Below are 22,291 nucleotides of genomic sequence, written 5' to 3'. Positions count from 1 at the left end.
GGGGTGCGGCCGGGCACCACGAGCAGGGATCGAGCCGACAGGACAGCGTCGAGCAGCTCCCGGCAGCAGTCATCACGGCTCCGTTCTCTTGGGGGGAAGACACCGTGGTCCAGGACCAGTTGCGCGCACTCGTTCACCGGTATCCGCTCGTGCGCTTCGCCACCCGACAGCTCCGCGTGCACCTGCCCAGGCGGTTGGGCGGCCTGGACCCGGCCCGGGTGCCGCCGCGCAACCGCAGGTTCACCCTGGACCTGCCGCGCCCCGAGGACGACCGGCGCCGGGTGGGAGCGGACACGATCACCCTCCAGCTGTCCGGCGACCTCACGGTCCCCCGCCGCCTCGCCGCCTCGGGTCTGTCCGGACACGAACCCGACAGCCTCGCCAGCTTCATGGCGATCCTCGACCACACCCGCCCCGGGGCCGTCCTCGACGTCGGCGCGGGGGTCGGTGTGTACTCGATGCTCGCGGCCGCGCGTACGCCCCGACCGGTCTTCGCGTTCGAGCCCACTCCGGAGCTGGCCGCCGCCGCGCGCGCCGTCTCCGCCTCCGGCGACCTCGGCTTCGGCGTCGTCGACCTGGCCCTGAGCAACCACAACGGCAGCGGGCACCTGCGCCGCGCCCTGCACAACGACATGTGCAACCGGCTGGTGAACTCGACCCGGATGGGGCTCTCGCACATCACCGTGCGCACGGCCACGCTGTCGCGGTGGAACGAGACGGCGACGACCTTCCCGACGGTGGTCAAGATCGACACCTCCGGAACCGAGCCGGACGTGATCGCCGGGGGGCTGGAGGTGCTGCGCCGCTTCCGGCCCTGGGTGATGGCCAAGGTGCGTCCGGACCGGGGCGTGGAGGAGCGGCTGATGGCCCTCATGGACCCGCTGGAGTACCTGTGGTTCCCGATCAGCGGCGACCCTCCCTACGAGGCGCGCTCGGAGATCTCCGGCCGGGCCTCGCCCGCGTGGGAGCGGATGTGGATGTTCGCACCCGAGGAGCCGACCAGCGGGTTCTGGGACTCCGTCACCGTGTGGCGTACGGCCCTCGGTTCGTGCCGGGGAGCCCCCGCGGACCTGTGAGACCGCCGCTCAGATCCAGCCTTCCAGGGCCGCGAACAGCCCCGGGAGGTCGTCGCGGTGGACGTTGTGCCCGGCGCCCTCCACCGTGCGGACGGTGAAGCCGCGCTCGGCCAGGGTGCGGGCGCCCTCGGGACCGATCGGCGAACCCACCCCCGCGATCACCGCGAGGGAGGGCACCTCGGCGGCCTTGGGGAAGTTGTCCACACCGGCCAGGTGGTCGGTCACCCACGCGTGGAAGTCGGGGTCGGTGGCGGCGAAGCCCGCCAGCTCGATCCGCACGTCCTCGTCGCTCCACCCCGGGTGGAGTTCGCGCACCTGGTCGGCGTCGGCGGTGGCCAGCACCGCGCGCAGCCGATCGCCGGCGCCCTCGGGCTGGGGCGGGACGCGGAAGGCCGGGTCGACGTGGACGGCCTTCGCCGGGCGCAGGTGGTCCAGGGCCAGGGACAGCGCGAGACAGCCGATGGCGTGGCCCACGACCAGGTCGGCCCCCGTCGGGAAGGTGTCCACCAGGTCCTGGCGCAGGGCCTCGGTCGTGTACTCGCCGCGCGGGCTCTCGCCGTGGCCCCGCAGGTCCACCCCGGTCACCCGGTAGCCGCGCCGGACGAGCCGGTCCTCGACCGCGTGCCAGGTCCGGTGGAGGGACGTGCCGCCGTGCACGAGGAGGGCGAGGCGCTCCCCGGTTCCGCTGGTGTGGGTGGCGAGGCGCATGTGGGTGACCTTTCTCGGGGCGCCGCGTGGTGTGCGCGGTTGCCCCCGGTGTCGCGCCCCCGACGTCACCGGGGTTCCAAGCGTGGGTGTTGGCTCCCCCTCCGACAACCCCCGCCCGTGGCCGGTTCCGGTCAGGGCCCGCCGGTGGTCGGGCCTCGGGTTCGGCGCCCCGCCCGTGGAGGCGTGCCGTGGATCACCGCACGGTTGCGGTCCTGCGCGTTGGCGGGCACACGACCCCCGGGGGTTGAGAGCATGGCGCCATGGACGCCCTCGCACTCGTACTCGTTCTCGTCATCGGTCTGGTCATCGGCGCCGCCGTGGGCTGGCTGCTCGCACGCGGTCGCGACGCCGAGGCCCGCGCGGACGCCCGGGCGGCGGAGGAGCGCGCCGCCTACGTGGAGGAGCAGCTCGCGGACCGGTTCCGCGCGCTGTCCGCGCAGGCTCTGGACCAGACCAACCAGCGTTTCCTCGAACTCGCCGAGGGCCGGCTGCGTGCGGTCAGCGCCGAGGCCGGGGGCGACCTGGACGAGCGGCGCCGTGCCGTGGAGCGGATGGTGGAGCCCCTGACCGCGACCCTGAACCGGGTGGAGACCCAGCTCCGGGAGGTGGACGCCGGTCGGGCCGCCGCGCACGCGGAGCTGGCCAAGCAGGTCGAGTTCGTGCGGGAGGGCTCGGAGCGGCTGAGGGACCAGACGCAGTCTCTGGTGACGGCGCTGCGCAGGCCCGAGGCACGCGGCCGGTGGGGTGAGCTCCAGCTGCGGCGGGTGGCGGAGCTGGCAGGGATGTCCGCGTACTGCGACTTCGAGGAGCAGGCGGTGTCGGGGGCGCAGCGGCCGGACATGGTGGTGCGGCTGGCGGGCGGCAAGAACATCGTGGTCGACTCCAAGGTGCCACTGGCGGCCTACCTGGACGCCGTGGAGGCCGGGGAGGGGGCGGCCTCGGAGCAGCGGCTGCGGGCGCACGCCAAGCACGTGCGCACCCACGTGGACCAGTTGGCGGCGAAGTCGTACTGGTCGGCGTTCACCCCGGCGCCGGAGTTCGTGGTGCTGTTCATCCCGGGTGAGGCGTTCCTGGCCCCGGCTCTGGAGTACGACCCCGGACTGCTGGAGCACGCGATGGGGCGGCGGGTGCACATCGCGACTCCGACGACGCTGATCTCGCTCCTGCGGACCGCGCAGTACGCGTGGCAGCAGGAGGCGCTGAGCGAGAACGCCCGTGAGGTGTTCGACCTGGGCAAGCAGCTGTACTCGCGGCTGGCCAAACTGGGCGGGCACGTGGAGGGGCTGGGCCGGGCGCTGAACAGGACGGTGGGCGCCTACAACCAGACCGTGGGGTCGTTGGAGAGCAGGGTGCTGGTGACCGCGCGGCGGTTCGGCGAGCTCGGGCTGGTCGACGGTGACCTGGACCGGCTCTCCGGGGTGGAGGAGCGGCCGCGTACGGTGGCGGCACCGGAGCTGACGGAGGCGTCGGCGGGGATCGCGGAGCCGGAGGCGCGCGAGACGGACGTGTCGGACCTGAAGGTCGCGAGCGCGGCCGAGTACGGCGGTATTCGGCATGGGGATAACGGCCACAACGGTTCGACCCAAAAGGAACCAGAGGGAGTCGTTCGCGGCGAGTGACGCTCGGCCACCTCTCCGGAACCAGCCGGAACCAGGAGGGGAGATCTCGGCGTCCAAGGGGTGGAAGCCACGATCCCCCCGGAAGGGGCAAGTGGCCGAAATGGCGACACGATCCCAGGAATGACCCCCGAAGTTTCACGAGAAGTGACAGACTGAACACTGTGAGTAACAAACTGGGGAGGCGCACGACCATGCCCCCGCGCAAGTCGGACGGTCCGGAACCCGGACAGGCCCCGTACTTCGTGCGGTCCAACGGTCGCGGTCGGGAGGCGGCGGGCGCGGACAGGCCCGCGCGCAGCCACCCGAACCCGGACAGGACAGCGCGCAGTCACCCGAAGACGACGGCCGCCCCCTGGCGCCCGCCACGGCTGACCGGCCGGGGCGGAGTGCTGCTCATCGTCGTGTCCAGCTTCGCCGGGACCATGATCGCCCACCTGATGTCGACCCCCGCGGCCCCCGGGCTGGCCTTCACCCTCGCCTGCCTGGTCACCGCGGCCCTGGTCAGACCCGGCGACCTGCTGTCGCTCTCGGTGAGCCCGCCCATCGCCTACTTCGTCGCCGTGGTCGCCGCCGAGAGTCTGCTGGCCCTGGGCAACGAGGGGTTCGCCCGGGTCCTCATCCTCGGCCTGGCCTCCCGGCTGGCCGACGTCGCCCCGTGGCTGTTCCTCGGCACGGCGCTGGTGTTGGTGGTCGCGGTCTTCCGTGGCCTGCCCGGCAACCTGCGCAACCTCGGCGACGAACTCAACGGCCGCAAGTAGGTCCCACCCGGGCCCGCGACGCCCACGGAGGCCGGAGGCGGCACGGCACCGGCGGACCGCTCACGAGGCCGGGACTCCGCCCCGGGACCAGTGGCGGAACGGACCTCAGAACGGGGTGTCGTCGTCCCCCGGCTCGTCGGCGCGGCGTTCGTCCATGGCCGCGGCGAGCTTGGCGCGGGCCCCCTCCAGCCAGTGCTCACAGACACGCGCGAGCTTCTCGCCGCGCTCCCACAGCTCCAGGGACTCCTGGAGGGTGAGGCCGCCAGACTCCAGTCTGCGGACGACGTCGTTCAGCTCCTCCCGGCTCTCCTCGTAGCTCAGTTCCGGGGCCTCGCTCTGGTCGGCCATGCCTACTCCCCCTCTGTGGTGGCTGCGTTGTCCGTGGTGTCCTCGGCGGCGGGCGCCGCCTTCTTCTTCCTGCCGCGCGAGCCGCCCGTGGCCGACTTCTTCCCGGCCGGGCGCGCTTCGGGCTCCTCCTCGCCGTCCAGGGCGTCGACGGTGGCCCTCAGTCCGTCCTCGGCGAACCGCACGCGCAGGGTCTCCCCCAGCGCGGGTTCGGTGGCGGAGCGGACCACGGAGCCGTCCTCGCGCTGCACGATCGCGTAGCCGCGCGCCAGCGTGGTGGCCGGGGAGAGCGCGTGCAGCCGGGCCTCGGTGTGGACCAGGGTGTCGGCCGCGCGGTCCACCGAGGCGGTGAGGCTCCGGCGGGCGCGGTCGCGCAGCTCCAGCACCTGTTCGGTGAGGCGCTCGGTCTCCCGGACCGGATCGGCCAGGACCGGGCGGGAGCGCACGCTCGCGAGCCAGGCCAGCTCACGGTCCACGCCGCCCCGGATCACGCGGCGGGCCCGGTCGCGGAGCTGGCGGATGATCTCCAGCTGCTCCCCGACGTCCGGGACGGTGCGCTTGGCGGCGTCCGTGGGGGTGGAGGCGCGCACGTCGGCCACGTGGTCGAGCAGCGGCGCGTCCTGTTCGTGGCCGATCGCGCTGACCACAGGGGTGCCCGCCGCCGCCACCGCCCGGACCATGGCCTCGTCGGAGAAGGGCAGCAGGTCCTCCATGGAGCCGCCGCCCCGGGCGATGACGATGACGTCGACCTCGGGGCGGGTGTCCAGGTCGCGCAGGGCCTCGATCACCTCGCGGGTGGCCCGGTCGCCCTGGACCGCGACCTGGCGCACCTCGAAGCGCACGGCGGGCCAGCGGCGGCGGCCGTTCTCCAGCACGTCGCGTTCGGCGGCGGAGTCGCGGCCGCAGATCAGGCCGACGGTGTTGGGGAGGAAGGGCAGCGGTCGCTTGCGGGCGGGGTCGAACACGCCCTCAGCGGTCAGGGTCCGGCGCAGCTGCTCCAGCCTGGCCAGGAGTTCTCCGATCCCGACGTGCCGGATCTCCCTGGCGCGCAGGGAGAAGGTGCCCTTGAGCTGGTAGAAGTCCGGCTTGGCGTGGATGACCACGCGGTCGCCCGGGCCGGGGGCCGGTTCCTGGCGGCGCAGGACGGAGGTCTCGCAGAGCACCCGGATGGAGGCGTTGGCGACGGGGTCGCGCAGGGTCATGTAGGACATGCGGCCGCGCGAGTTGAGCTCGGCGATCTGCCCTTCGACCCAGATGGCGCCCAGTCGGTCGATCCAGCCACCGACCGCCTGGAGTACGGTCCTGACCGGCTGCGGGGACTCCGCCGAACTCTCCATACCCATGGCTCCAGAGCCTAGGCCAGGGTGCGGACACTTCGGTGAAGGAGGGGGCGCGCGGCCCCGGAGACGGTGCGTTCCCGGACGTGTGTCCGGACCTCGGCCTCCGGGGCTGGCACGGCGGGGGTGGTTCGGGACGCGCCCACGGACGCGACCCCGCTCAGACCTCGGACTCCAGCTTGGCGATCCGGTTGTCGTACATCTTGATGAACTCGGGGCGGGCCTCGTGCGCGACCTCGTAGGCGCGCAGGTCGCGGACCTGATCCATGGTGAGCTTGCGCAGGCGGGCCCGGATGGACGGCAGGCTGAGCTCGTCGTAGGTGGGCACGGCCAGGTCCTCTGCGGCGGGCGCGGCCTCCTTGCGGACCCGCTCCAGGACGTCGTCGCTGGCGACCGTGGTGTGGGCCTCGGCGGCCTCGAGCTCCTCGGCCAGGGCGGAGCCGTCCTCGGGGAGGTCGGCGGTCGCCGGGACGGAGGGCTCGTCCCTGGGCTCCTCGACCAGCGGGGCGGCGTCGGAGGTGGTCTCGGCGGGGGTCTTCGGGGCGGCCTCCGGGGCTGCGTCGGCAGCGGTCTCCGAAGAGGTCTTTGCGGGGGTCTCCGGGACGGCGTCCACAGGGGTCTCGGCGGTCGCCGCGGGGGCGGTCTCGGCCTTCTCCTCGGCCTGCTCGGCCTGCTTGACCGTGTCCTCGGACGTCGCGTCCGTGGCCGCGGGGGTCTCGTCCTTCTTGTCCTGCACGGTCGTGACGACCGGGTCCTTGCGCCCGAAGATGCCCCTGACGAGGGTGGTCAGCTTCGTGACGATGGTCGGGTTCGACATAGGACGGGGGCTCCTGGTGCTCTCGGCGTGGGCCGGCGGCGCGCGTCCAGCGAACAAGGCAAGGCCGAGTTGAGGGCGAACCGCCTCATAACAGATGCGATGGTGACCCAGGATAGAGGAGGGAGGAACAGCATGAGCGGGCGAGAAGTGAACGATTTCGCCACTTCGACGCCGGATCGCGTGCGTTCGGTCGCGCCGACGTCACCTGCCTGCGGTCCCGCCGTGGATGTACCCACGTCGGTGCCCTTTCCCACACCCGGACCCACGGCGCCGGATCACACCTAGGATGTGTCCCATGAGTGCGATGACGACTGCCACGAACCAACGCCGTGTGCTTCTCGCCAACCCGCGGGGGTACTGCGCCGGAGTCGACCGGGCGGTCATCACCGTCGAGAAGGCACTGGAACAGTATGGCGCCCCGATCTACGTGCGCAAACAGATCGTGCACAACACGCACGTCGTGCGCACCCTGGAGGAGCGCGGCGCGATCTTCGTCGAGGAGACCGAGGAGGTGCCCGAGGGCGCCATCGTGGTCTTCTCCGCTCACGGTGTCTCGCCCGCCGTCCACGAGCAGGCCCAGCGGCGTCAGCTCAAGACCATCGACGCCACGTGCCCCCTGGTCACCAAGGTGCACAAGGAAGCCCAGCGCTTCGCCTCCGAGGACCGCGACATCATCCTCATCGGCCACATCGGCCACGAGGAGGTCGAGGGCACCAGCGGTGAGGCCCCGGAACACATCCAGATCGTGGAGAGCCCCGACGAGGTCCACAAGGTCGAGGTCCGCGACCCCGACAACGTGTCCTGGCTGTCCCAGACCACCCTCTCGGTGGACGAGACCAACCAGACCGTCGACGCCCTCCGCGAGCGGTTCCCGAACCTGCTCGACCCGCCCAGCGACGACATCTGCTACGCCACCTCCAACCGCCAGGACGCCGTCAAGGCCATGGCGCCCGAGTGCGAGCTGGTCATCGTGGTGGGCTCCGACAACTCCTCGAACTCCGTGCGCCTGGTCGAGGTCGCCCTGGACGCCGGCGCGAACGCCTCGTACCTGATCGACAACGCCACCCTGATGGACGAGGCCTGGCTGGAGGGCGTCACCACGGTGGGCGTGACCAGCGGCGCCTCGGTGCCCGACATCCTGGTCCGTGAACTGCTCGACAAGCTGGCCGGGCACGGTTTCGGCTCGGTGAGCCCGGTGACGACCGCGGACGAGACCCTGACCTTCTCGCTGCCCAAGGAGCTCCGCCGGGACCTGCGCGCCGAGTAGGCGCCTCCTGACGCTCCCGACATCGAGGGCCCCGCCGAACCGGACGGTTCGACGGGGCCCTTCGTGTGCGAGGTGGACCGTGGGCCTGGGGGGTGTTCTTCGGATCGCTCCGCCCACCCGTGGCCACCTCAACGGACTCCTGCGGCGAGGTGTTCTCGCGTCACCACCAGGCTGCTCACCGCACAGATGAAGCTCGCGCAGCGCACCCTGGGCGGGCCCCGCCGTGCGGCTCCGCGGAGCCTGCGTGGCAGCGCACAGTGGCGGCGGTCCCGCTCCACGACCTGCGAGAGATGGCGGCCCCCCGTTGTGCTTGCGTGGCAGCGCACATCAGGGGACACGGCAGCTCCCGGCGGTGGGGCTCCGCCGCCACCGGCGAAGGCATCCGAAACGCTCTAGGAGTCGGCGTCCGCTGCCTCGGAGGCCTCGGCGCCGTCGCCCTCCTCGGTGTCCTCGGTGTCCTCGGGATCCGGGACGGGGAAGGTCTCCAGGTGCTCGGCCAGCTCGGCGAACTCATCGACTCCGGCGCTGCCAGCGACGACCAGGGTCCGGTCCTGCCCGCGCAGCACGAGCGCGCCCCAGTCATCGGACTCCAGGTGCTCCCACTCCTGGTCGCCCACCATGACGGTGCCCACCGGCTCGGCGTCCTTGACGCTGTCGCGCACCACGGTGTCGGGGTCGTCGTCACTCTGGACCAGCCTGGCGTGGCTGTCCTTCGGGGTGGCGAACCCCACCGTCCACTCAACCGGGCCGTTCAGGTCCAGGGTGGAGCTGGTGGGCGTCCAGCCCTCGGGGAGGTCCTCGTCGGGGGCGGTCACCGGATACTCGGCGCTGCTCCTGAGCACCTCGATGTCCGGGCGGAACTGCACTTCGGGGATGCGTTCACCCGATCGTGTGGAGACCACGAACGCCATCACCAGGATGATCGCGACGACGACCCCGAGGGAGATGGCGTAGTTCTTGAAGGTGGCGTTGGCCCGGCTGTATGAACTCATGACAAGACCAGCTTGCCCCAGCTCCCGGGCCACTTCGACCTGGGGTGCGGTTAGCGGGCGCGAGCGGCGACCGGCCCCGGACGGGAACCGGGGTCGGCTGTCCGGGCTTCGTCGGCGCGGCGGGGGCAGCCTGGTGGGTGACGCGAGGGCACCGCGCCGCAGGCGTCCGTTGAGGGTGGTGGAGGGTGACGAAGAGGGCGAGCACCGCGCCGCAGGCGTCCGTTGAGGGTGGTGGAGGGTGACGAAGAGGGCGAGCACCGCGCCGCAGGCGTCCGTTGAGGGTGGTGGAGGGTGACGGGCGGGCGGAGGGAGCGAAGAAACCCGCCCTAGTCCCGCTGCCGGTGGCGCGGTTCGAGTTCGGTGAGCAGCCCGGTGATCTCGTCCGCGAGCCGGTGGGCGTCGGCGTCGTCGCGGCGCACGACCTCGGCGACGGCGAGGAGCATGGATCCGCTCACCACGATCAGCAGGGCCTCGTCGACGGGCTCGTCCGCCTTGCGGAACAGGGCCACGTTGCGGTCGGTCCACTGGGTGAGCCGCGACCGCAGCTGGTAGTCGAACCCGGGCGGGCCGTCGCCGCTGAAGAACAGCCGCGCGGTGTCGCGCTCCTCGATGCACCCGAGGAGGTAGGCGTGCGCGGCGATGTTCATCAGCCGTGTGGGATCACTCTCACCGTCGGACCGGGCGTCGCGGACCGCCTGGTGGGTGCGTTCCTGCTGGCGCTGCTGGAACTCCTCGTACAGGGCGACGTACAGGTCCGCCTTGCCGGTGAAGTGGTGGTAGAGGCTGCCGACGCTGGCCCCCGCGACCGAGACGACCTCGCTCACACCGGCCTTGGCGAACCCCACCGTGCGGAACACCTGGGCCGCCGCCTGCAGCAGGGCACTGCGGGTGGCCGCGCCACGCGGCGAGACCCGCGCGGGCCTGTCCGTCTTGTCCACTGTCACGCCCTCACTCCTGTCCGGGTCCCCACGAGCCTGGAGCGTTCCCCCGGGAGGCCCCGGGAACTCCCCCCTGCCTCGCGGCGGCGGGCTTGACGCGACCGGCGCGCCTGACGACTGCTCTCCCGGCAGCCGGGACCGCCACGGCGTGGCAGATCCGGGTCAGGTGCACGATGTTACGGGCCACGTCGCGCTCGGTGATACCCGACCACCCGCACCCGGATCAGCCGGGCGCGCCCGTGATCGGCCCCCGCTCGGGCGTTCGTCCGGCCGGGTGGCGTCCGACACGCGCGCCGTGCTCCCCGGGGACCGCGATAAACGGAGGTCACGTCGGGTGACTACCCTAAGAGAGAACCCCACCCTGTTTCCTGACGGAAGGTGTCACGTCCATGTCGCAGCCCAGTAACCCGTCCGCGCAGCACTCGGCGCCCGACCGTAACCTCGCGCTGGAACTGGTCCGCGTCACCGAGACCGCCGCGCTGGCCGCGGCCCGTTGGGTCGGCAAGGGCGACAAGCTCGGCGCCGACGGCGCGGCCGTGCGAGGCATGCGCCACATGATCAGCACCGTGTCGATGAACGGCACCGTGGTGATCGGCGAGGGCGAGAAGGACAACGCCCCCATGCTCTACAACGGCGAGCGGGTCGGCGACGGCGGCGGCACCGACTGGGACGTCGCGGTCGACCCGATCGACGGCACCACCCTGACCGCCATGGGCATGCCCAACGCCATCGCGGTGATCGCGATGAGCCCGCGCAACACCATGTTCGACCCGTCCGCCGTGTTCTACATGGAGAAGCTGGCCACCGGCGCCGAGGCCGCCGACGTGGTGGACATCGCCGCGTCGCCCGCCGAGAACATCCGCGCGGTGGCCCGCGCCAAGGGCAAGTCGCCGCAGGACGTGACGGTCGTGATCCTGGACCGTCCGCGCCACAAGCAGCTGGTCCAGGACGTGCGCGACGCGGGCGCCCGGATCAAGTTCATCAGTGACGGCGACGTCGCGGGCGCCATCATGGCGGCGCGCCGGGGCACCGGTGTGGACCTCATGCTGGGCATCGGCGGCACGCCGGAGGGCATCATCACCGCGTGCGCCATGAAGTGCCTGGGCGGGGTCATCCAGGGCCGTCTGTGGCCCAAGGACGACCAGGAGCGCCAGAAGGCGGTCGACGCGGGCCACGACCTGGACCGCGTGCTGCTCACCGACGACCTCGTCTCCTCGGACGACGTGTTCTTCGCCGCGACCGGCATCACCGACGGCGAGCTGGTGGGCGGGGTCCGCTACGAGTCGACCGGTGTGACCACCGACTCCCTCGTCATGCGCGGCCGCAGCGGCACCGTACGCCAGGTCCGCAGCGAGCACCGGCTGAGCAAGCTTTCGGCGTACAGCGGCGTGGACCTCACCTCCGCCCCGGAGTAGTCACCGAGCGACGGCGGTGCCTCGTCCTCCTGGACGGGGCACCGCCGTCGTGCTCTCGCGGTCCTGTGTGAACAACTCGGTGTTTCCCCGCATCAGACTCGTTGTTGGCCCCGCGCCCGCGCCTGTCCCGAACACCCTCGTCGGAGGTCCGATGTCCTACCCAGATCCCCAACAGCAGCCCCAGTGGCAGCCGCCGCAGCAGCCGGGCCAGGGGTTCCCCCAGCAGCAGGGCCCCGGCCAGCCGCACTTCGCCCCGCACCAGCCCGCTCCGCAGCCTCCCGGCGGCCAGTACCCGGGGCAGCAGTTCCCGGGCCAGCAGTACCCGGGCGCGGGTGGACCGCCCCAGCAGGGGCCGGGCGCTCCGATGGGACCCGGTGGACCCGGCGCCCCCATGGGCCCCGGCGGTCCCGGTCAGCCGCCCTACGGCGGCCAGTACTCGGGGGGCCAGGTCCCGCCCTCGGGCGGAAACGGCCGCAAGTGGCTGATCCCGGCCGCGGCGGGTGTGGCCGTCGTGGTCATGGGCGGCACCCTGTGGGCGGCCGTCTCGCTCGTCGACTTCGGCGGACCGCAGCCCGAGTCCGTGCTGCCCGGCAACTCCGTGGCCTTCGGCAAGGTCGACCTGGACATCGACGGTTCCCAGGTCATGGACCTCATCAGCTTCTCCCAGAAGCTCCCCGCCGAGGTCACCGAGGAGACCGGTGAGGTGGAGGAGGACACCACGGGTGTCTTCGCCGGGGCGTTCGCCGAGACCTTCGAGGTCGAGGAGTCCGAGGTGGAGGAGTGGATCGGGCAGAAGGCCGGTGTCGCCGCCTGGCCCGCCAGCGACCCCGAGGCCGCCGTGGAGGACGACATGGCGCTCGTGCTGGCGCTGTCCGTGACGGACGCCGGTGCCGCCGAGGGCACGCTCGGCGGGCTCCGCGAGGACGGTGACCTCGACTACACGATGGTCGACGACTTCGTGGTCATCGCCGAGGACGAGGTCCAGATCTCCGAGTACAACGACCAGATGTCGGCCCACGGCGACCTCGAGGGCAACGACACCTACACCGGAGACCTGGGCGACGTTCCGAGCGGCAGCATCGCGCTGGCCTGGATGGACCTGGGCGCGTTCAGCGAGCTGACCGGGATGGACCAGGAGCTGGCGGCCGAGTTCGGCACCGGGCTCGACTCCGCCGTCGAGGGGCGCATGACCGCCTCCGTGCGAGTGGACGGCGACTACCTCGAGGCCCGGATGGACGTCTTCGGCTTCGAGGTGGAGGACGAGGCCCTGACCTGGCTGGCCGACGCCCCCGGCGCGAGCATGGAGGCCATGGGCGGGCTGCCCTCCGGCACCGTGGCCGCCTTCGCCGGAAGCGGCATGGACCAGTCCCTGAGCACCGCCTGGGAGAACGACGACCTCCCGTTCCTCAACGAGGGCGACCGCACCGAGATGGAGTCGTTCTTCAACTCGGTCGGCGCTCCGCTGCCGGACGGGTTCACCTCCCTGCTGGGCGGCTCGACCGCCTTCGGCCTCACCTCGTTCGACCCGGACGGGTTCTCGGATCCGTCCTTCCAGTACCACGCTGTAGGCGGGGACCAGCAGGCGATCGAGGGCTTCCTGGACGAGGCCTTCGGTGGCCCCTACTCGACCGCCCAGCAGCCCGAGGTGAGCATGGACGGTGACACGGTGGTCGTCACCCACGGCAGGGCCGGTTCCGGCCAGCTGGCTGACGACGCCGTCTTCCAGCAGACCATGCAGGAGATGGACGACGCCGTGATGGCGGGCTTCTTCGACCTGCGCGAGCTGCTGGTCGGCGGCGAGGTGAAGGCGCCCGGCGAGTGGGGCGCGGTCGGTGTCGGCGTGAGCGTGGTCGAGGAGGGCCAGCGGGCCGTGGTCGAACTGCGTTGGGCGCCCAGCGGTGGCTGATCCCCAGCAGGGGGACCAATGAGAGCGGCGGCGGCGGGGGGGGTGGCCTCTCCCCCGCCGCCGCCGTTCCCGCTAGTTGACGACCCTGCGCCGCATCTGGAAGGCGGCCAGGTTCCACATCAGCACCACGAAGGCCAGCAGAACGCCGACGTGGCCGAGGGCGGCGAGGGCGTCCAGCCCGCCGAAGACCGCTCCCCGGATGAGTTCGACCGCGTGGTAGAGCGGGTTGACCATGGCGGCCGTCTGGACCCAGTCGGGCAGCTCGGTGAGCGGGAAGAACGTGCCCGCCATGAGGAACAGCGGGGTGAACAGTCCGCTGAACACGTAGTCCATGGAGCGCACCGAGGTGATCACCGCCGAGATCCAGATCCCGAAGAGCGCGAAGGCGAACCCGGCGAGGAAGGCGATGAACGGCACCAGCAGCATCCCGGGGCCGGGCTTGAGCCCGAACCCGATCGCCACCAGCAGCGGCACGCACCCGTAGACGCCGGACCGCAGCGCCAGCCACAGGGCCTCTCCGGTCACGAGTTCGCGCACGTCCACGGGGGCGGCGAGGATGCCCTCGTAGGTGTGCAGGAAGCGGCGTTTGATGAAGGTGTTGATGACGGCGGGCATCATCGACTGGAACATCACCGACACCGCGACGATCCCGGTGCCCAGGAAGTCGATGTAGCTGAACCCGGCGAGCGTCCCGATGAGGGCGCCCATGCCGAACCCGAAGCAGAGCAGGTAGAGGGTGGGTTCGACCACGGCGGCGAAGGTGGTGGCCCGCCAGGACTGCCCGTAGAGGATCCACTCGCGGGCGACCACTCCCCTGACCGCGTCGGCCTCGAACCGGCCGGGCCGGGCGTGCCGTTCGGGGCGGGCGTCCTCGTGACGCTGTGACAGGCTCATTCGACGGACTCCCCGGTCAGGGTCACGAACACGTCCTCCAGGTTGCTGTCCCTGCGGTCGGGGGTGCCCAGCTGGTCCCGGACCGACTCCGGGAGCTCCTCGGCGCGCAGCACGGACACCGTGGTGCCGGTGCGCCGGGTGGTGAAGCCGTGGCCGCGGAGCAGCCGTTCCAGGGCAGCCGTCCCGTCCGGGCCCGGTGTGTACTCCTCCACGCTGGCCCCCGCGTACTTGGCGACGAGGTCGGCCGGGGCTCCCCGCTCGACGACCCTCCCCCTCGCCATGAGGGCGACCTCGTCCGAGAGGCGCTCGGCCTCCTCGATGTAGTGGGTGGACATCAGGACGGTGGCGCCCTCGTCGCGCAGCGCGGTGATCACGCCCCACAGCTCCTGCCGCACCTGCGGGTCCAGGCCGACGGTGGGTTCGTCCATGAGGACCATTTCGGGCCGGTGCAGGAGAGCGCGGACGATGAGCAGGCGGCGGCGCATCCCGCCGGAGAGGTCGTCGACGGGGGTGTCTCCGCGGTCACTGAGCTGCGCCAGGCGCAGGGTGCGGGCGATGGCCTCCTTACGACGGGCCCGGGGGACCCGGTACAGGAACGAGAACATCCGGAGGTTCTGCTCGACGGTGAGTTCCTCGTCGAGGTTGTCGTGCTGGGGGACGACGCCCATGCGGGCCCGCGCCCACTTGGACTCGGCGGGGATCTCGTGGCCGAGGATGCTGATGGTCCCCTCGTCGGCGATGGACTGGGCCGTGAGCATCTTCATGGTGGTGGACTTGCCAGCGCCGTTGGGCCCGAGCAGTCCGAGGACGATTCCCTGGGGTACCTCCAGGTCGAGTCCGTCGACGGCCGTCAGCGATCCGAAGCGCTTGACGACGCCGCGCAGGTGCAGGGCTGGCACGGTGGAGTCCGCCTCGCGGGAGGTCATGGCGGCGCTCCCGGGGACGGCCCGACCGGGCTCTGGTGTGGTCATGGGAACACGGTAGGCAGCGGAGCGCGTGAAAATCCATCGTTTATCCGCACGTGCCGGACGCACACCGGACGGGCGCGGGACAGGCGCTGGGCGGCGCGGGACGGACGCCGAAAACCCGTTGCGCGGGTTCCGGGGGCCTCCCTACCGTGGAGGGGTCGGAACCGAACACGTACGCGCGGGCGTGAGCCCACGCAAGAAGGACTGAGGTCCATGCCCCGGAACGCGCCGAGCGCGCCTCACAGCCGCGCGGGACTCCGCATGCCCCGACACCCTTCGGACGTCTGAACGGACCCCGCCCCACGTCGAGAACCGCTCGGCGCTCTTGCTGTCGACTCTTCACCTCTCCAGCAAGGAGCCTCCGGGTTGTCCCATCACGATCCCGACCCCAGAACCACCGTTTCCGACCACGACGCGCGTGCCGTCTTCGGCTGCGTCCTTTGCGGCCTGTCCGTCTCCCTCCTGGGTTCCGACGGCACTCCGCGCGACCACTGCCCGAGCTGTCTGACCTCGCTCCACGTCCACGACCAGGTCGAGGGCGGCGTCTGCGACTGCGAGGGGCGCATGACCCCGATCTCCGTCGTCGTCGCGCGCGACGGCCGATGGAGGCTGGTCCACCGCTGCGTGCGCTGCGACGAGCTCTCCGAGAGCGCCGTGGCCGCCGACGACAACCCGTTGGTGCTCATGCGGATCGCCGTGCGCCCGCTCGCCGAGCCGCCGTTCCCGCTCGAGATGCTCGGGGAGGTGTGAGCGTGGGTCGCGGTAGCCACCGGCGCGCTCAGCGCAGAGAGCAGCGCCCCAAGACCGTCCTGCGGTCCCGGGGGGAACAGGGGCGGCGTCACGGCCCGGCCGCGGAGTCGTTCCGGTGCGCGCAGTGCCGGTTGGACGTCCCGCTGCGGGCGCCGGGTACGGCGCACCGCAATCACTGCCCGCACTGCCTGACCAGCCTGCACGTGGACGGGCGGGTCCCCGGCGACAGGGCCGCCGGCTGCCGTGGCCGGATGGAGGCCGCCGGTGTCAGCGCCCGCCCGGACGGCGAGTGGCTGGTCGTCCACCGCTGCCTGGCGTGCGGCGAACTCAGCGCCAACCGGGTCGCGGGTGACGACAACGCCCGCGCCCTGGTGCGGATCGCGGTGCGGCCGCTTTCGGCCGCCGCTCCGGCGCGGCGCGCGCTGACACTCCTCTGACCTGGAGTGTTCGAGTGATCGGTCGTGGGGTCGGGCTCGCCCGGCCCCACGACCGCCGCCACCGTGAACGTCGCTCGCCTAGGGTGAGTGGCGTGAGTGAGGAAGTCTCCCCCGCCCGGATGAGGGCCTCCAACAGTGACCGCGAACGCGTCAGTGAGGTCCTGCGCTCCGCCGTGACCGACGGCCGGATCGACATGGAGGAGTTCGAGGAGCGCCTCGACCGGGTCGAGGCGGCCAGGACCCTCGGGGAACTGCCGGAGATCACCGCCGACCTCCTGCCCGCGGAGGAGCAGCCGATCCAGCTCGACCCCGAACCCATGGTCAGCTGGTTCACCACCCTCACCCGTCGGGGGCGCTGGGTGGCGCTCCCCGACGAGCTGGCGGGGGCCGTGTGCGGGCGCACCGAGATCGACATGCGTGAGGCCCTGCTCACACACAACCACCACCGGATGAGGGTCAGCACGTTCCTCGGCCGGGTCGTGATCGACGTCCCCGAGGGCGTGGAGGTGCGGCTCAACGGCTGGTCCTTCCTCGGCCGACGCAGCACCAACGCCCGGGACAGCACGATGTCCCGTCCGCCCGTCCTGGAGATCGACGGCTTCTGCCTGTTCGGGACGGTGCGGGTGCGCGCGCCCAGGCGCCGTCTCCTCCTCGGCCTCCGCGGGGCCCGCCGCCGCCTCGAACGCTGACGGAGCGCCCGACTCGGCCTTGGTGACCTGCGCGGATGTCAACATGACACGCGCAACACCGGGAACCCAGGGTGAGGTGCGTTGTGTCCTGCTGCGTCTGGCAGGCTTGAGGTCACAGGTTTTCCCAGGAGAGATGGGTTGCAATGAGTGAGTTCCGTATCGAGCACGACTCGATGGGTGAGGTCCAGGTCCCGGCCAAGGCCAAGTGGCGGGCCCAGACCCAGCGTGCCGTCGAGAACTTCCCGATCTCGGGCCAGGGGCTGGAGAACGCCCACATCGCCGCGCTCGGCCAGATCAAGGCCGCCGCGGCCAAGGTCAACGCCGAGCTCGGCGTGATCTCCGACGACCTCGGCAAGGCCGTGCGCGAGGCCGCCCTGGAGGTCGCCGACGGCAAGTGGAACGACGAGTTCCCGATCGACGTCTTCCAGACCGGCTCGGGCACCTCCAGCAACATGAACACCAACGAGGTCGTGGCGACCGTCGCCAAGGAGCGCACCGGCCTCGACGTCCACCCGAACGACCACGTGAACGCCTCGCAGTCGTCCAACGACGTGTTCCCCTCCTCCATCCACATCGCCGCCACCTCGGCCGTCCAGAACGAGCTGATCCCGGCGCTGCGCCACCTGGAGGGCGAGCTCACCCGCAAGTCGATCGAGTTCGCGGCGATCGTCAAGAGCGGCCGCACCCACCTGATGGACGCCACCCCGGTCACCCTGGGCCAGGAGTTCGCCGGGTTCGCGGCGCAGGTCCGCTACGGCGTGGAGCGCCTGGAGGCCGTCCTGCCGCGCGTGGCCGAGCTGCCCCTGGGCGGCACCGCCGTCGGCACCGGCATCAACACCCCCGAGGGCTTCTCCGCCAGGGTCATCGCCGAGATCGCCGCCAACACCGGCCTGCCGCTGACCGAGGCCCGCGACCACTTCGAGGCGCAGGGCGCCCGCGACGCCCTGGTCGAGCTGTCCGGCCAGCTGCGGACCATCGCGGTCGGCTACTGCAAGATCGCCAACGACATCCGCTGGATGGGTTCCGGCCCGACCACCGGCCTGTCCGAGGTCTTCCTCCCGGACCTCCAGCCGGGTTCGTCGATCATGCCCGGCAAGGTCAACCCGGTCCTGTGCGAGGCCATGCTCCAGGTCTCCTCGCAGGTCGTCGGCAACGACGCCGCCGTGGCCTTCGGCGGTGCCTCCGGCAACTTCGAGCTCAACGTGCAGCTGCCGATGATGGCGCGCAACGTGCTGGAGTCGATCCGCCTGCTGGCCAACGTCTCCACGGTCTTCGCCGACCGCTGCGTGGCCGGGATCAGGGCCAACGAGGAGCAGTGCCGCGTGTACGCGGAGTCCTCCCCGTCGATCGTCACCCCGCTCAACCGGTACATCGGCTACGAGGAGGCCGCCAAGGTCGCCAAGCAGTCGCTGGCCGAGAAGAAGACCATCCGCGAGGTCGTGCTGGAGCGCGGCTACGTGCAGGACGGCAAGCTCACCGAGGAGCAGCTCGACTCCGCCCTCGACGTCCTCAAGATGACCAACTCGCAGCAGTAGTCTCCACCGGTCCACGGGACCCCCGGGGCACCTCGCGAACGCGGGGTGCCCCCTCGTGCGTCACCGACGTCACCTTCACGACGTGCCACCGAGGGCCCGGAGGCCGGAACCTTCCCCCTACCGTGGGCGTCGGACCCAGTAGTCAGAACTTCCCGCAGAGTGCCCGCTCCGAGAGGGCGACAGATGTCGAGTAACAGCCAGCCGACCATCGCGAACCGCTACGTCCTGCGCCGAGAACTCGGCCGTGGCGGCATGGGGATCGTCTGGGAGGCGCACGACACGGCCCTGAACCGGGTCGTGGCGATCAAGCAGGTGCTGCTTCCCGGCCACTTCACCGAGGCCGAACGCGCCGACGCGCACGCGCGGGTCCGGCGGGAGGCCCAGTCCGCCGCGCGGATCAACCACCCCACGGTCATCACCATCCACGACGTGTTCGAGTACGAGGACGACCCGTGGGTGGTCATGGAGCTGGTCGAGGGCGGTTCGCTCCAGGACCTGCTCAGCGGTTCGGGGCCGCTGCCTCCGGAGGAGGTCGCCGACATCGCCGAGTCGCTGCTCAAGGCGGTGCGCGCGGCGGACGCGGCCGGTGTCCTGCACCGGGACATCAAGCCGGGCAACATCATGATGTCCTCCGACGGCCGGGTCATCCTCACGGACTTCGGGATCGCCACCATGGAGGGCGGTCCGAGCATCACGCGGACCGGTGCCCTGATCGGTTCGCCCGAGTACATGCCGCCCGAGCGGTTGGAGGGCGGACCGGCGGAGCACCGCGGCGACCTGTGGAGCATCGGCGTGACGCTGTACGCGGCGGTGGAGGGGAGCTCCCCGTTCCGCCGCGACTCCATCACCGCGGCGATCGCCGCGGTCATCTCCGCCCAGCTGCCGCCGATGACGCGGGCGGCGTGGCTGGAGCCGGTGGTCACCGGTCTGCTGGAACGCGACCCGGACCGTCGACTCACCGTGGAGCAGGCCCTGGATCTGCTGAAGCGGTGCCGCGGCGGAGGCGGGGCGGCCTCCGGAGGCACAGCGGCGGGCGCGGCCGGAGTGGCCGGAGTGGCCGGTGCGGCCCTGGGCGCCGCCGCAAGCGGTCCACAGACCCCCCACCCGGCCTCCCAGCCCTCCGGTGACGGCTACTACGGGCAGGGCCCCTACCCCGGCCAGGACCAGTACGGTCAGCACGACCAGGAGCACTACGCGCACGCGGCGGGCTCGGTCGATTACGACCAGGGCGGGTACGACCAAGGCGGATACGACCAGGGCGGGTACGGCCACGGTGGTCCCGGTTTCCACGGCGGGCACGGGGGCGGCCACAGCGGGCCCCAGATGGGCATGGCCCACGGGGCGAGCGCACCGCGGTCGCGCCGCCGCGGCTGCGGCCTGGGGACCGTGCTGGGACTGGGAACGCTGGCCGTGGCGGTCCTGCTGGTCATCGGCATCGTGATGGCGACGGCCCTGCGATCCGGCACGTCCCCCGGGGTGTCCGACAACCCGGTGGTCGAGCAGCCCGGACGGGCCGAGAGCCGCGAGGAGGTCGAGGACACACCGGAGGGCGGTGTCCGGGTCGACGGGATTCCCCCCGAGTACGACGAGGACGACCTCCAGACCTTCGACTCCGAGTGGTTCTCGATCTCCTACCCCGGAGGCTGGTCCCCCGACGACAGCCAGATCTCCGAGTCGATCGCGCTGTTCGTGGCTCCGGGGATGGAGCACGAGGTCATGGTGGAGGGCTGGGAGGAGACCGAGTTCACCGGCACCGCCGAGCAGTTCCTCGCCCAGACCGACGGCGGCACCGACATCGAGGACGCCACCAGCGGCTACGAGGTGCGCGACACCGAGGACTTCGACCGGGACGACTTCGAGGGCGGTCTGGCCGGGCTGGACGTCGCCATGGTCGAGGCCGACCTGGTCAACACCAACTGGGGCCAGTCGGAGCGGCGGCTCTGGGCCTACGCGGTGGTCCTGGAGCAGGGCGACCACCGGGTCTTCTACCTGGTGAGCGTGAACGTGCCCCGGGAGGAGGCAGGTGACTTCGACAACGTCCACGAGGACGTCGTCGAGACCTTCACCCCGCACAAGTAGACGGCAGGGTTTCGGACAGCGAAACGGCCCCGCGCGAGGTGCGCGGGGCCGCTTTCGTTGTTCGGGGGACCCAGTACCTAGTACCAGCCGACGGACTGGGAGTGCGCCCAGGCCTCACAGGGGGTGCCGTAGCGGTCCTTGATGTAGCTCAGGCCCCAGGAGATCTGGGTGGCGGGGTTGGTCCGCCAGTCGGAGCCGTGGGAGGCCATCTTGTCGCCGGGGAGCGACTGCGGGATGCCGTAGGCACCGGAACTGGAGTTCTCCGCCTGGTGGTTCCAGTTGCTCTCCTTCTCCCACAGGGGCTCGAGGCAACCGTCGAACTGGTCGGCGCCCCAGCCCTCGGCGGCGACCATCTGGCGGGCGATGCCCTTGGGGTCGCCCGAGAACACCGGCTCCTCCTCCGCTTCCTCCTCTTCTTCCTCTTCCTCCTCGATGTCGCTACCGCTGGCCAGGGTGGACTGCACCCCTTGGCCCTTGGCAGCGTCTCGCTGGTCCTGCGCCTGCGCGCGGAGCTCCAGGAGTTCGTCCTCGGTCAACTGCTCCGAGGCCGAGAAGAACTCGTCGCCCTCGGTTTCGGTGTCGGCCGCGGGTTCCTCGGACCTCGGCACGGCGGCGCTGGCCGCCATCTCCGGGTCCACACCGTCGTCCGCGAACGCGGAGACGGCGAACGTCGCACCGGCGACCAGGGTCGCCGCACCGACCGCCGCGGTACTACGCAGCGACATTCGGTTGAGTAGCACGATTGCCTTTCCCAAAAGGGGGTTAATGGCAGGGAAAAACCTATTAATACCAGTTGTTGGCCTGAGAGTGGGACCAGGCGCCGCACGGGTTCCCATAGCGGTCCTTGATGTAGCTCAGGCCCCAGGAGATCTGGGTGGCGGGGTTGGTCCGCCAGTCGGAGCCGTGGGAGGCCATCTTGTCGCCGGGGAGCGACTGCGGGATGCCGTAGGCACCGGAACTGGAGTTCTCCGCCTGGTGGTTCCAGTTGCTCTCCTTCTCCCACAGGGGCTCGAGGCAGCTGTGGAACTGGTCGGCCTCCCAGCCCTGGTCGAGGACCATCTGGAGCGCGATCTCCTTGGCGGAGCCCGCGGGGACCGGGGCGGCCGGGGTGGAGTCGCCGGAGGAGCCGGAACCCTCGGAGGAGCCGGTGTCGGGGGTCTCCTCCTCGGGCTCGGGTTCGGGCTCGGCGATCTCCGCGCCGGTTCCGCTGGTGGACTGGACGGCCTGCTCGGCCGCGGTCCGTACGTCGTCCCGTCCCTGGTCCCGCTGGCTCTCGCGCTCGGCGTCGTCGACGGCGGGAGGGCTCGCGAAGAACTCCTCCTGGGGCGCCTCCGGCTGCTGTGGGGTGGCCGCCGAAGCCGCCTGACCGGGGTCGAGGTCGCCGGTCTGCGCGAAGGCCGAGACGGAGAACATGCCGCCCGCGACCAGCGCGGCGGCTCCGACCGCGCTCATCTGGCGCAGTGAGATCCGGTTGGCTATCAAGATCGCCCTTTCACGTTGACGCACGCGTGCCCTGGTTCGGGATCTCGCGTGGTGTGGGTCGCCGCCAGGGGCCGCGCGGCCCTTCGTGTGCGCCGTGGAGGGGACGGAGTCGCCGTTCGACCGTCCACGGGGTGGGGCTCCCACACGGGAGGGGGGATTCTCGGTGCAGCGCCCTCAGCCTGCATCATCGTCACGGTGAAGTAACGCCAGTTTTGCCGTGTCCTGACTCACATCACGGAATGTGCCCGCATCGCGGACTTGTGACCTGCAAGGGAACAC

General features: G+C 71.4%; 21 protein-coding genes. 11 read left to right on the top strand and 10 right to left on the bottom strand.

Annotated elements, in window-relative coordinates:
* The first annotated feature begins 104 nt into the window (after window positions 1-104).
* Window positions 105-1,076 (top strand): FkbM family methyltransferase, encoded by a 972-nt coding sequence (locus tag ADX84_RS05945; RefSeq protein ID WP_049568739.1) that lies wholly within the window; start codon window positions 105-107, stop codon window positions 1,074-1,076.
* Window positions 1,077-1,085: 9 nt separating this feature from the next.
* Here ADX84_RS05945 and ADX84_RS05940 read toward each other — a convergent pair whose 3' ends face one another.
* Window positions 1,086-1,784 carry an alpha/beta fold hydrolase gene (locus ADX84_RS05940; RefSeq protein WP_049568737.1) on the bottom strand — a complete coding sequence of 233 codons (699 nt, stop codon included), beginning with the start codon at window positions 1,782-1,784 and terminating at the stop codon, window positions 1,086-1,088.
* Between the two features lie 260 nt (window positions 1,785-2,044).
* On the opposite strand from ADX84_RS05940, the gene ADX84_RS05935 reads away from it, so the two are divergent.
* Together ADX84_RS05935 and ADX84_RS05930 are read left to right on the top strand one after the other, a co-directional pair.
* A complete protein-coding gene (locus ADX84_RS05935; protein ID WP_049568735.1) occupies window positions 2,045-3,403 on the top strand; it encodes a DNA recombination protein RmuC in 1,359 nt (452 codons plus the stop codon).
* A gap of 191 nt (window positions 3,404-3,594) precedes the next feature.
* A complete protein-coding gene (locus ADX84_RS05930; protein ID WP_049568732.1) occupies window positions 3,595-4,161 on the top strand; it encodes a DUF6542 domain-containing protein in 567 nt (188 codons plus the stop codon).
* Between the two features lie 105 nt (window positions 4,162-4,266).
* Here the strand turns inward: ADX84_RS05930 and ADX84_RS05925 are convergent, their stop codons facing one another.
* The 3 genes from ADX84_RS05925 to ADX84_RS05915 all read right to left on the bottom strand — a co-directional run bounded on the left by ADX84_RS05925 (window position 4,267) and on the right by ADX84_RS05915 (window position 6,660).
* Entirely contained in the window at window positions 4,267-4,509 is a 243-nt protein-coding gene (locus ADX84_RS05925; protein WP_049568729.1) for an exodeoxyribonuclease VII small subunit, read from the bottom strand.
* Between the two features lie 2 nt (window positions 4,510-4,511).
* Window positions 4,512-5,849, bottom strand: coding sequence for an exodeoxyribonuclease VII large subunit (gene xseA, locus ADX84_RS05920; protein WP_049568727.1), 1,338 nt, complete (start codon window positions 5,847-5,849; stop codon window positions 4,512-4,514).
* Window positions 5,850-6,003: 154 nt separating this feature from the next.
* Window positions 6,004-6,660: a hypothetical protein gene (locus tag ADX84_RS05915; RefSeq protein ID WP_049568725.1), complete on the bottom strand. Its 657-nt coding sequence runs from the start codon at window positions 6,658-6,660 to the stop codon at window positions 6,004-6,006.
* A 295-nt stretch (window positions 6,661-6,955) separates the two neighbouring features.
* Between ADX84_RS05915 and ADX84_RS05910 the strand changes: the two genes are divergently transcribed.
* Window positions 6,956-7,927, top strand: a complete 972-nt coding sequence (locus ADX84_RS05910; RefSeq protein WP_199776484.1) for a 4-hydroxy-3-methylbut-2-enyl diphosphate reductase — start codon at window positions 6,956-6,958, stop codon at window positions 7,925-7,927.
* Between the two features lie 392 nt (window positions 7,928-8,319).
* On the opposite strand, the gene ADX84_RS05905 is transcribed toward ADX84_RS05910, so the two are convergent.
* Complete coding sequence (locus ADX84_RS05905) at window positions 8,320-8,919, bottom strand: DUF4245 domain-containing protein (RefSeq protein ID WP_049568718.1); 600 nt, start codon at window positions 8,917-8,919, stop codon at window positions 8,320-8,322.
* A gap of 326 nt (window positions 8,920-9,245) precedes the next feature.
* Window positions 9,246-9,857: a TetR/AcrR family transcriptional regulator gene (locus ADX84_RS05900; RefSeq protein ID WP_049568817.1), complete on the bottom strand. Its 612-nt coding sequence runs from the start codon at window positions 9,855-9,857 to the stop codon at window positions 9,246-9,248.
* Window positions 9,858-10,246: 389 nt separating this feature from the next.
* On the opposite strand from ADX84_RS05900, the gene glpX reads away from it, so the two are divergent.
* The gene (gene glpX / locus ADX84_RS05895) at window positions 10,247-11,272 is read left to right on the top strand and encodes a class II fructose-bisphosphatase (RefSeq protein WP_049568715.1); all 1,026 of its coding nucleotides are present in this window, start codon (window positions 10,247-10,249) and stop codon (window positions 11,270-11,272) included.
* Window positions 11,273-11,423: 151 nt separating this feature from the next.
* The gene (locus tag ADX84_RS05890; RefSeq protein ID WP_369801057.1) at window positions 11,424-13,178 is read left to right on the top strand and encodes a hypothetical protein; all 1,755 of its coding nucleotides are present in this window, start codon (window positions 11,424-11,426) and stop codon (window positions 13,176-13,178) included.
* A 72-nt stretch (window positions 13,179-13,250) separates the two neighbouring features.
* On the opposite strand, the gene ADX84_RS05885 is transcribed toward ADX84_RS05890, so the two are convergent.
* Both ADX84_RS05885 and ADX84_RS05880 read right to left on the bottom strand, forming a co-directional pair.
* On the bottom strand, window positions 13,251-14,072 hold the full coding sequence (locus tag ADX84_RS05885) for an ABC transporter permease (RefSeq protein ID WP_049568710.1): 822 nt from the start codon (window positions 14,070-14,072) through the stop codon (window positions 13,251-13,253).
* Window positions 14,069-14,998, bottom strand: coding sequence for an ABC transporter ATP-binding protein (locus tag ADX84_RS05880; RefSeq protein WP_049568708.1), 930 nt, complete (start codon window positions 14,996-14,998; stop codon window positions 14,069-14,071). The genes ADX84_RS05885 and ADX84_RS05880 overlap by 4 nt, the downstream gene beginning before the upstream one ends.
* A 408-nt stretch (window positions 14,999-15,406) precedes the next feature.
* Here ADX84_RS05880 and ADX84_RS05875 point away from each other — a divergent pair, with 408 nt between their 5' ends.
* The 5 genes from ADX84_RS05875 (at window position 15,407) to ADX84_RS05855 (ending at window position 20,530) form a co-directional block, all read left to right on the top strand.
* Window positions 15,407-15,790: an RNHCP domain-containing protein gene (locus tag ADX84_RS05875; RefSeq protein WP_049568705.1), complete on the top strand. Its 384-nt coding sequence runs from the start codon at window positions 15,407-15,409 to the stop codon at window positions 15,788-15,790.
* On the top strand, window positions 15,787-16,227 hold the full coding sequence (locus ADX84_RS05870) for an RNHCP domain-containing protein (RefSeq protein ID WP_049568702.1): 441 nt from the start codon (window positions 15,787-15,789) through the stop codon (window positions 16,225-16,227). The genes ADX84_RS05875 and ADX84_RS05870 overlap by 4 nt, the downstream gene beginning before the upstream one ends.
* Window positions 16,228-16,346: 119 nt before the next feature.
* A complete protein-coding gene (locus tag ADX84_RS05865) occupies window positions 16,347-16,916 on the top strand; it encodes a DUF1707 domain-containing protein (protein WP_049568699.1) in 570 nt (189 codons plus the stop codon).
* Window positions 16,917-17,059: 143 nt separating this feature from the next.
* Window positions 17,060-18,451: a class II fumarate hydratase gene (locus ADX84_RS05860; protein ID WP_049568696.1), complete on the top strand. Its 1,392-nt coding sequence runs from the start codon at window positions 17,060-17,062 to the stop codon at window positions 18,449-18,451.
* Window positions 18,452-18,634: 183 nt separating this feature from the next.
* A complete protein-coding gene (locus tag ADX84_RS05855) occupies window positions 18,635-20,530 on the top strand; it encodes a serine/threonine-protein kinase (RefSeq protein ID WP_049568693.1) in 1,896 nt (631 codons plus the stop codon).
* Window positions 20,531-20,607: 77 nt separating this feature from the next.
* Here the strand turns inward: ADX84_RS05855 and ADX84_RS05850 are convergent, their stop codons facing one another.
* Window positions 20,608-21,255 carry a lytic transglycosylase domain-containing protein gene (locus ADX84_RS05850; protein WP_199776483.1) on the bottom strand — a complete coding sequence of 216 codons (648 nt, stop codon included), beginning with the start codon at window positions 21,253-21,255 and terminating at the stop codon, window positions 20,608-20,610.
* A gap of 58 nt (window positions 21,256-21,313) precedes the next feature.
* Window positions 21,314-22,012, bottom strand: a complete 699-nt coding sequence (locus ADX84_RS05845; RefSeq protein ID WP_049568687.1) for a lytic transglycosylase domain-containing protein — start codon at window positions 22,010-22,012, stop codon at window positions 21,314-21,316.
* Window positions 22,013-22,291: the final 279 nt, after the last annotated feature.

Origin of the sequence: Nocardiopsis sp. SBT366, from assembly GCF_001083815.1 — a bacterium.
GTDB classification, from domain to species: domain Bacteria; phylum Actinomycetota; class Actinomycetes; order Streptosporangiales; family Streptosporangiaceae; genus Nocardiopsis; species Nocardiopsis prasina.
This window is presented reverse-complemented; position numbering and strand designations above follow the sequence as displayed.

Excerpts from the sequence above, each read along its gene's own strand:
- ADX84_RS05865 (WP_049568699.1), top strand. The coding sequence starts at position 16,347 with ATGAGGGCCTCCAACAGTGACCGCGAACGCGTCAGTGAGGTCCTGCGC.
- ADX84_RS05915 (WP_049568725.1), bottom strand. The coding sequence starts at position 6,660 with ATGTCGAACCCGACCATCGTCACGAAGCTGACCACCCTCGTCAGGGGC.
- xseA (WP_049568727.1), bottom strand. The coding sequence starts at position 5,849 with ATGGGTATGGAGAGTTCGGCGGAGTCCCCGCAGCCGGTCAGGACCGTA.
- ADX84_RS05860 (WP_049568696.1), top strand. The coding sequence starts at position 17,060 with ATGAGTGAGTTCCGTATCGAGCACGACTCGATGGGTGAGGTCCAGGTC.
- ADX84_RS05855 (WP_049568693.1), top strand. The coding sequence starts at position 18,635 with ATGTCGAGTAACAGCCAGCCGACCATCGCGAACCGCTACGTCCTGCGC.
- ADX84_RS05935 (WP_049568735.1), top strand. The coding sequence starts at position 2,045 with ATGGACGCCCTCGCACTCGTACTCGTTCTCGTCATCGGTCTGGTCATC.
- ADX84_RS05885 (WP_049568710.1), bottom strand. The coding sequence starts at position 14,072 with ATGAGCCTGTCACAGCGTCACGAGGACGCCCGCCCCGAACGGCACGCC.
- ADX84_RS05925 (WP_049568729.1), bottom strand. The coding sequence starts at position 4,509 with ATGGCCGACCAGAGCGAGGCCCCGGAACTGAGCTACGAGGAGAGCCGG.
- ADX84_RS05880 (WP_049568708.1), bottom strand. The coding sequence starts at position 14,998 with ATGACCTCCCGCGAGGCGGACTCCACCGTGCCAGCCCTGCACCTGCGC.
- ADX84_RS05930 (WP_049568732.1), top strand. The coding sequence starts at position 3,595 with ATGCCCCCGCGCAAGTCGGACGGTCCGGAACCCGGACAGGCCCCGTAC.
- ADX84_RS05905 (WP_049568718.1), bottom strand. The coding sequence starts at position 8,919 with ATGAGTTCATACAGCCGGGCCAACGCCACCTTCAAGAACTACGCCATC.
- ADX84_RS05910 (WP_199776484.1), top strand. The coding sequence starts at position 6,956 with ATGAGTGCGATGACGACTGCCACGAACCAACGCCGTGTGCTTCTCGCC.
- ADX84_RS05890 (WP_369801057.1), top strand. The coding sequence starts at position 11,424 with ATGTCCTACCCAGATCCCCAACAGCAGCCCCAGTGGCAGCCGCCGCAG.
- ADX84_RS05850 (WP_199776483.1), bottom strand. The coding sequence starts at position 21,255 with ATGTCGCTGCGTAGTACCGCGGCGGTCGGTGCGGCGACCCTGGTCGCC.
- glpX (WP_049568715.1), top strand. The coding sequence starts at position 10,247 with ATGTCGCAGCCCAGTAACCCGTCCGCGCAGCACTCGGCGCCCGACCGT.
- ADX84_RS05940 (WP_049568737.1), bottom strand. The coding sequence starts at position 1,784 with ATGCGCCTCGCCACCCACACCAGCGGAACCGGGGAGCGCCTCGCCCTC.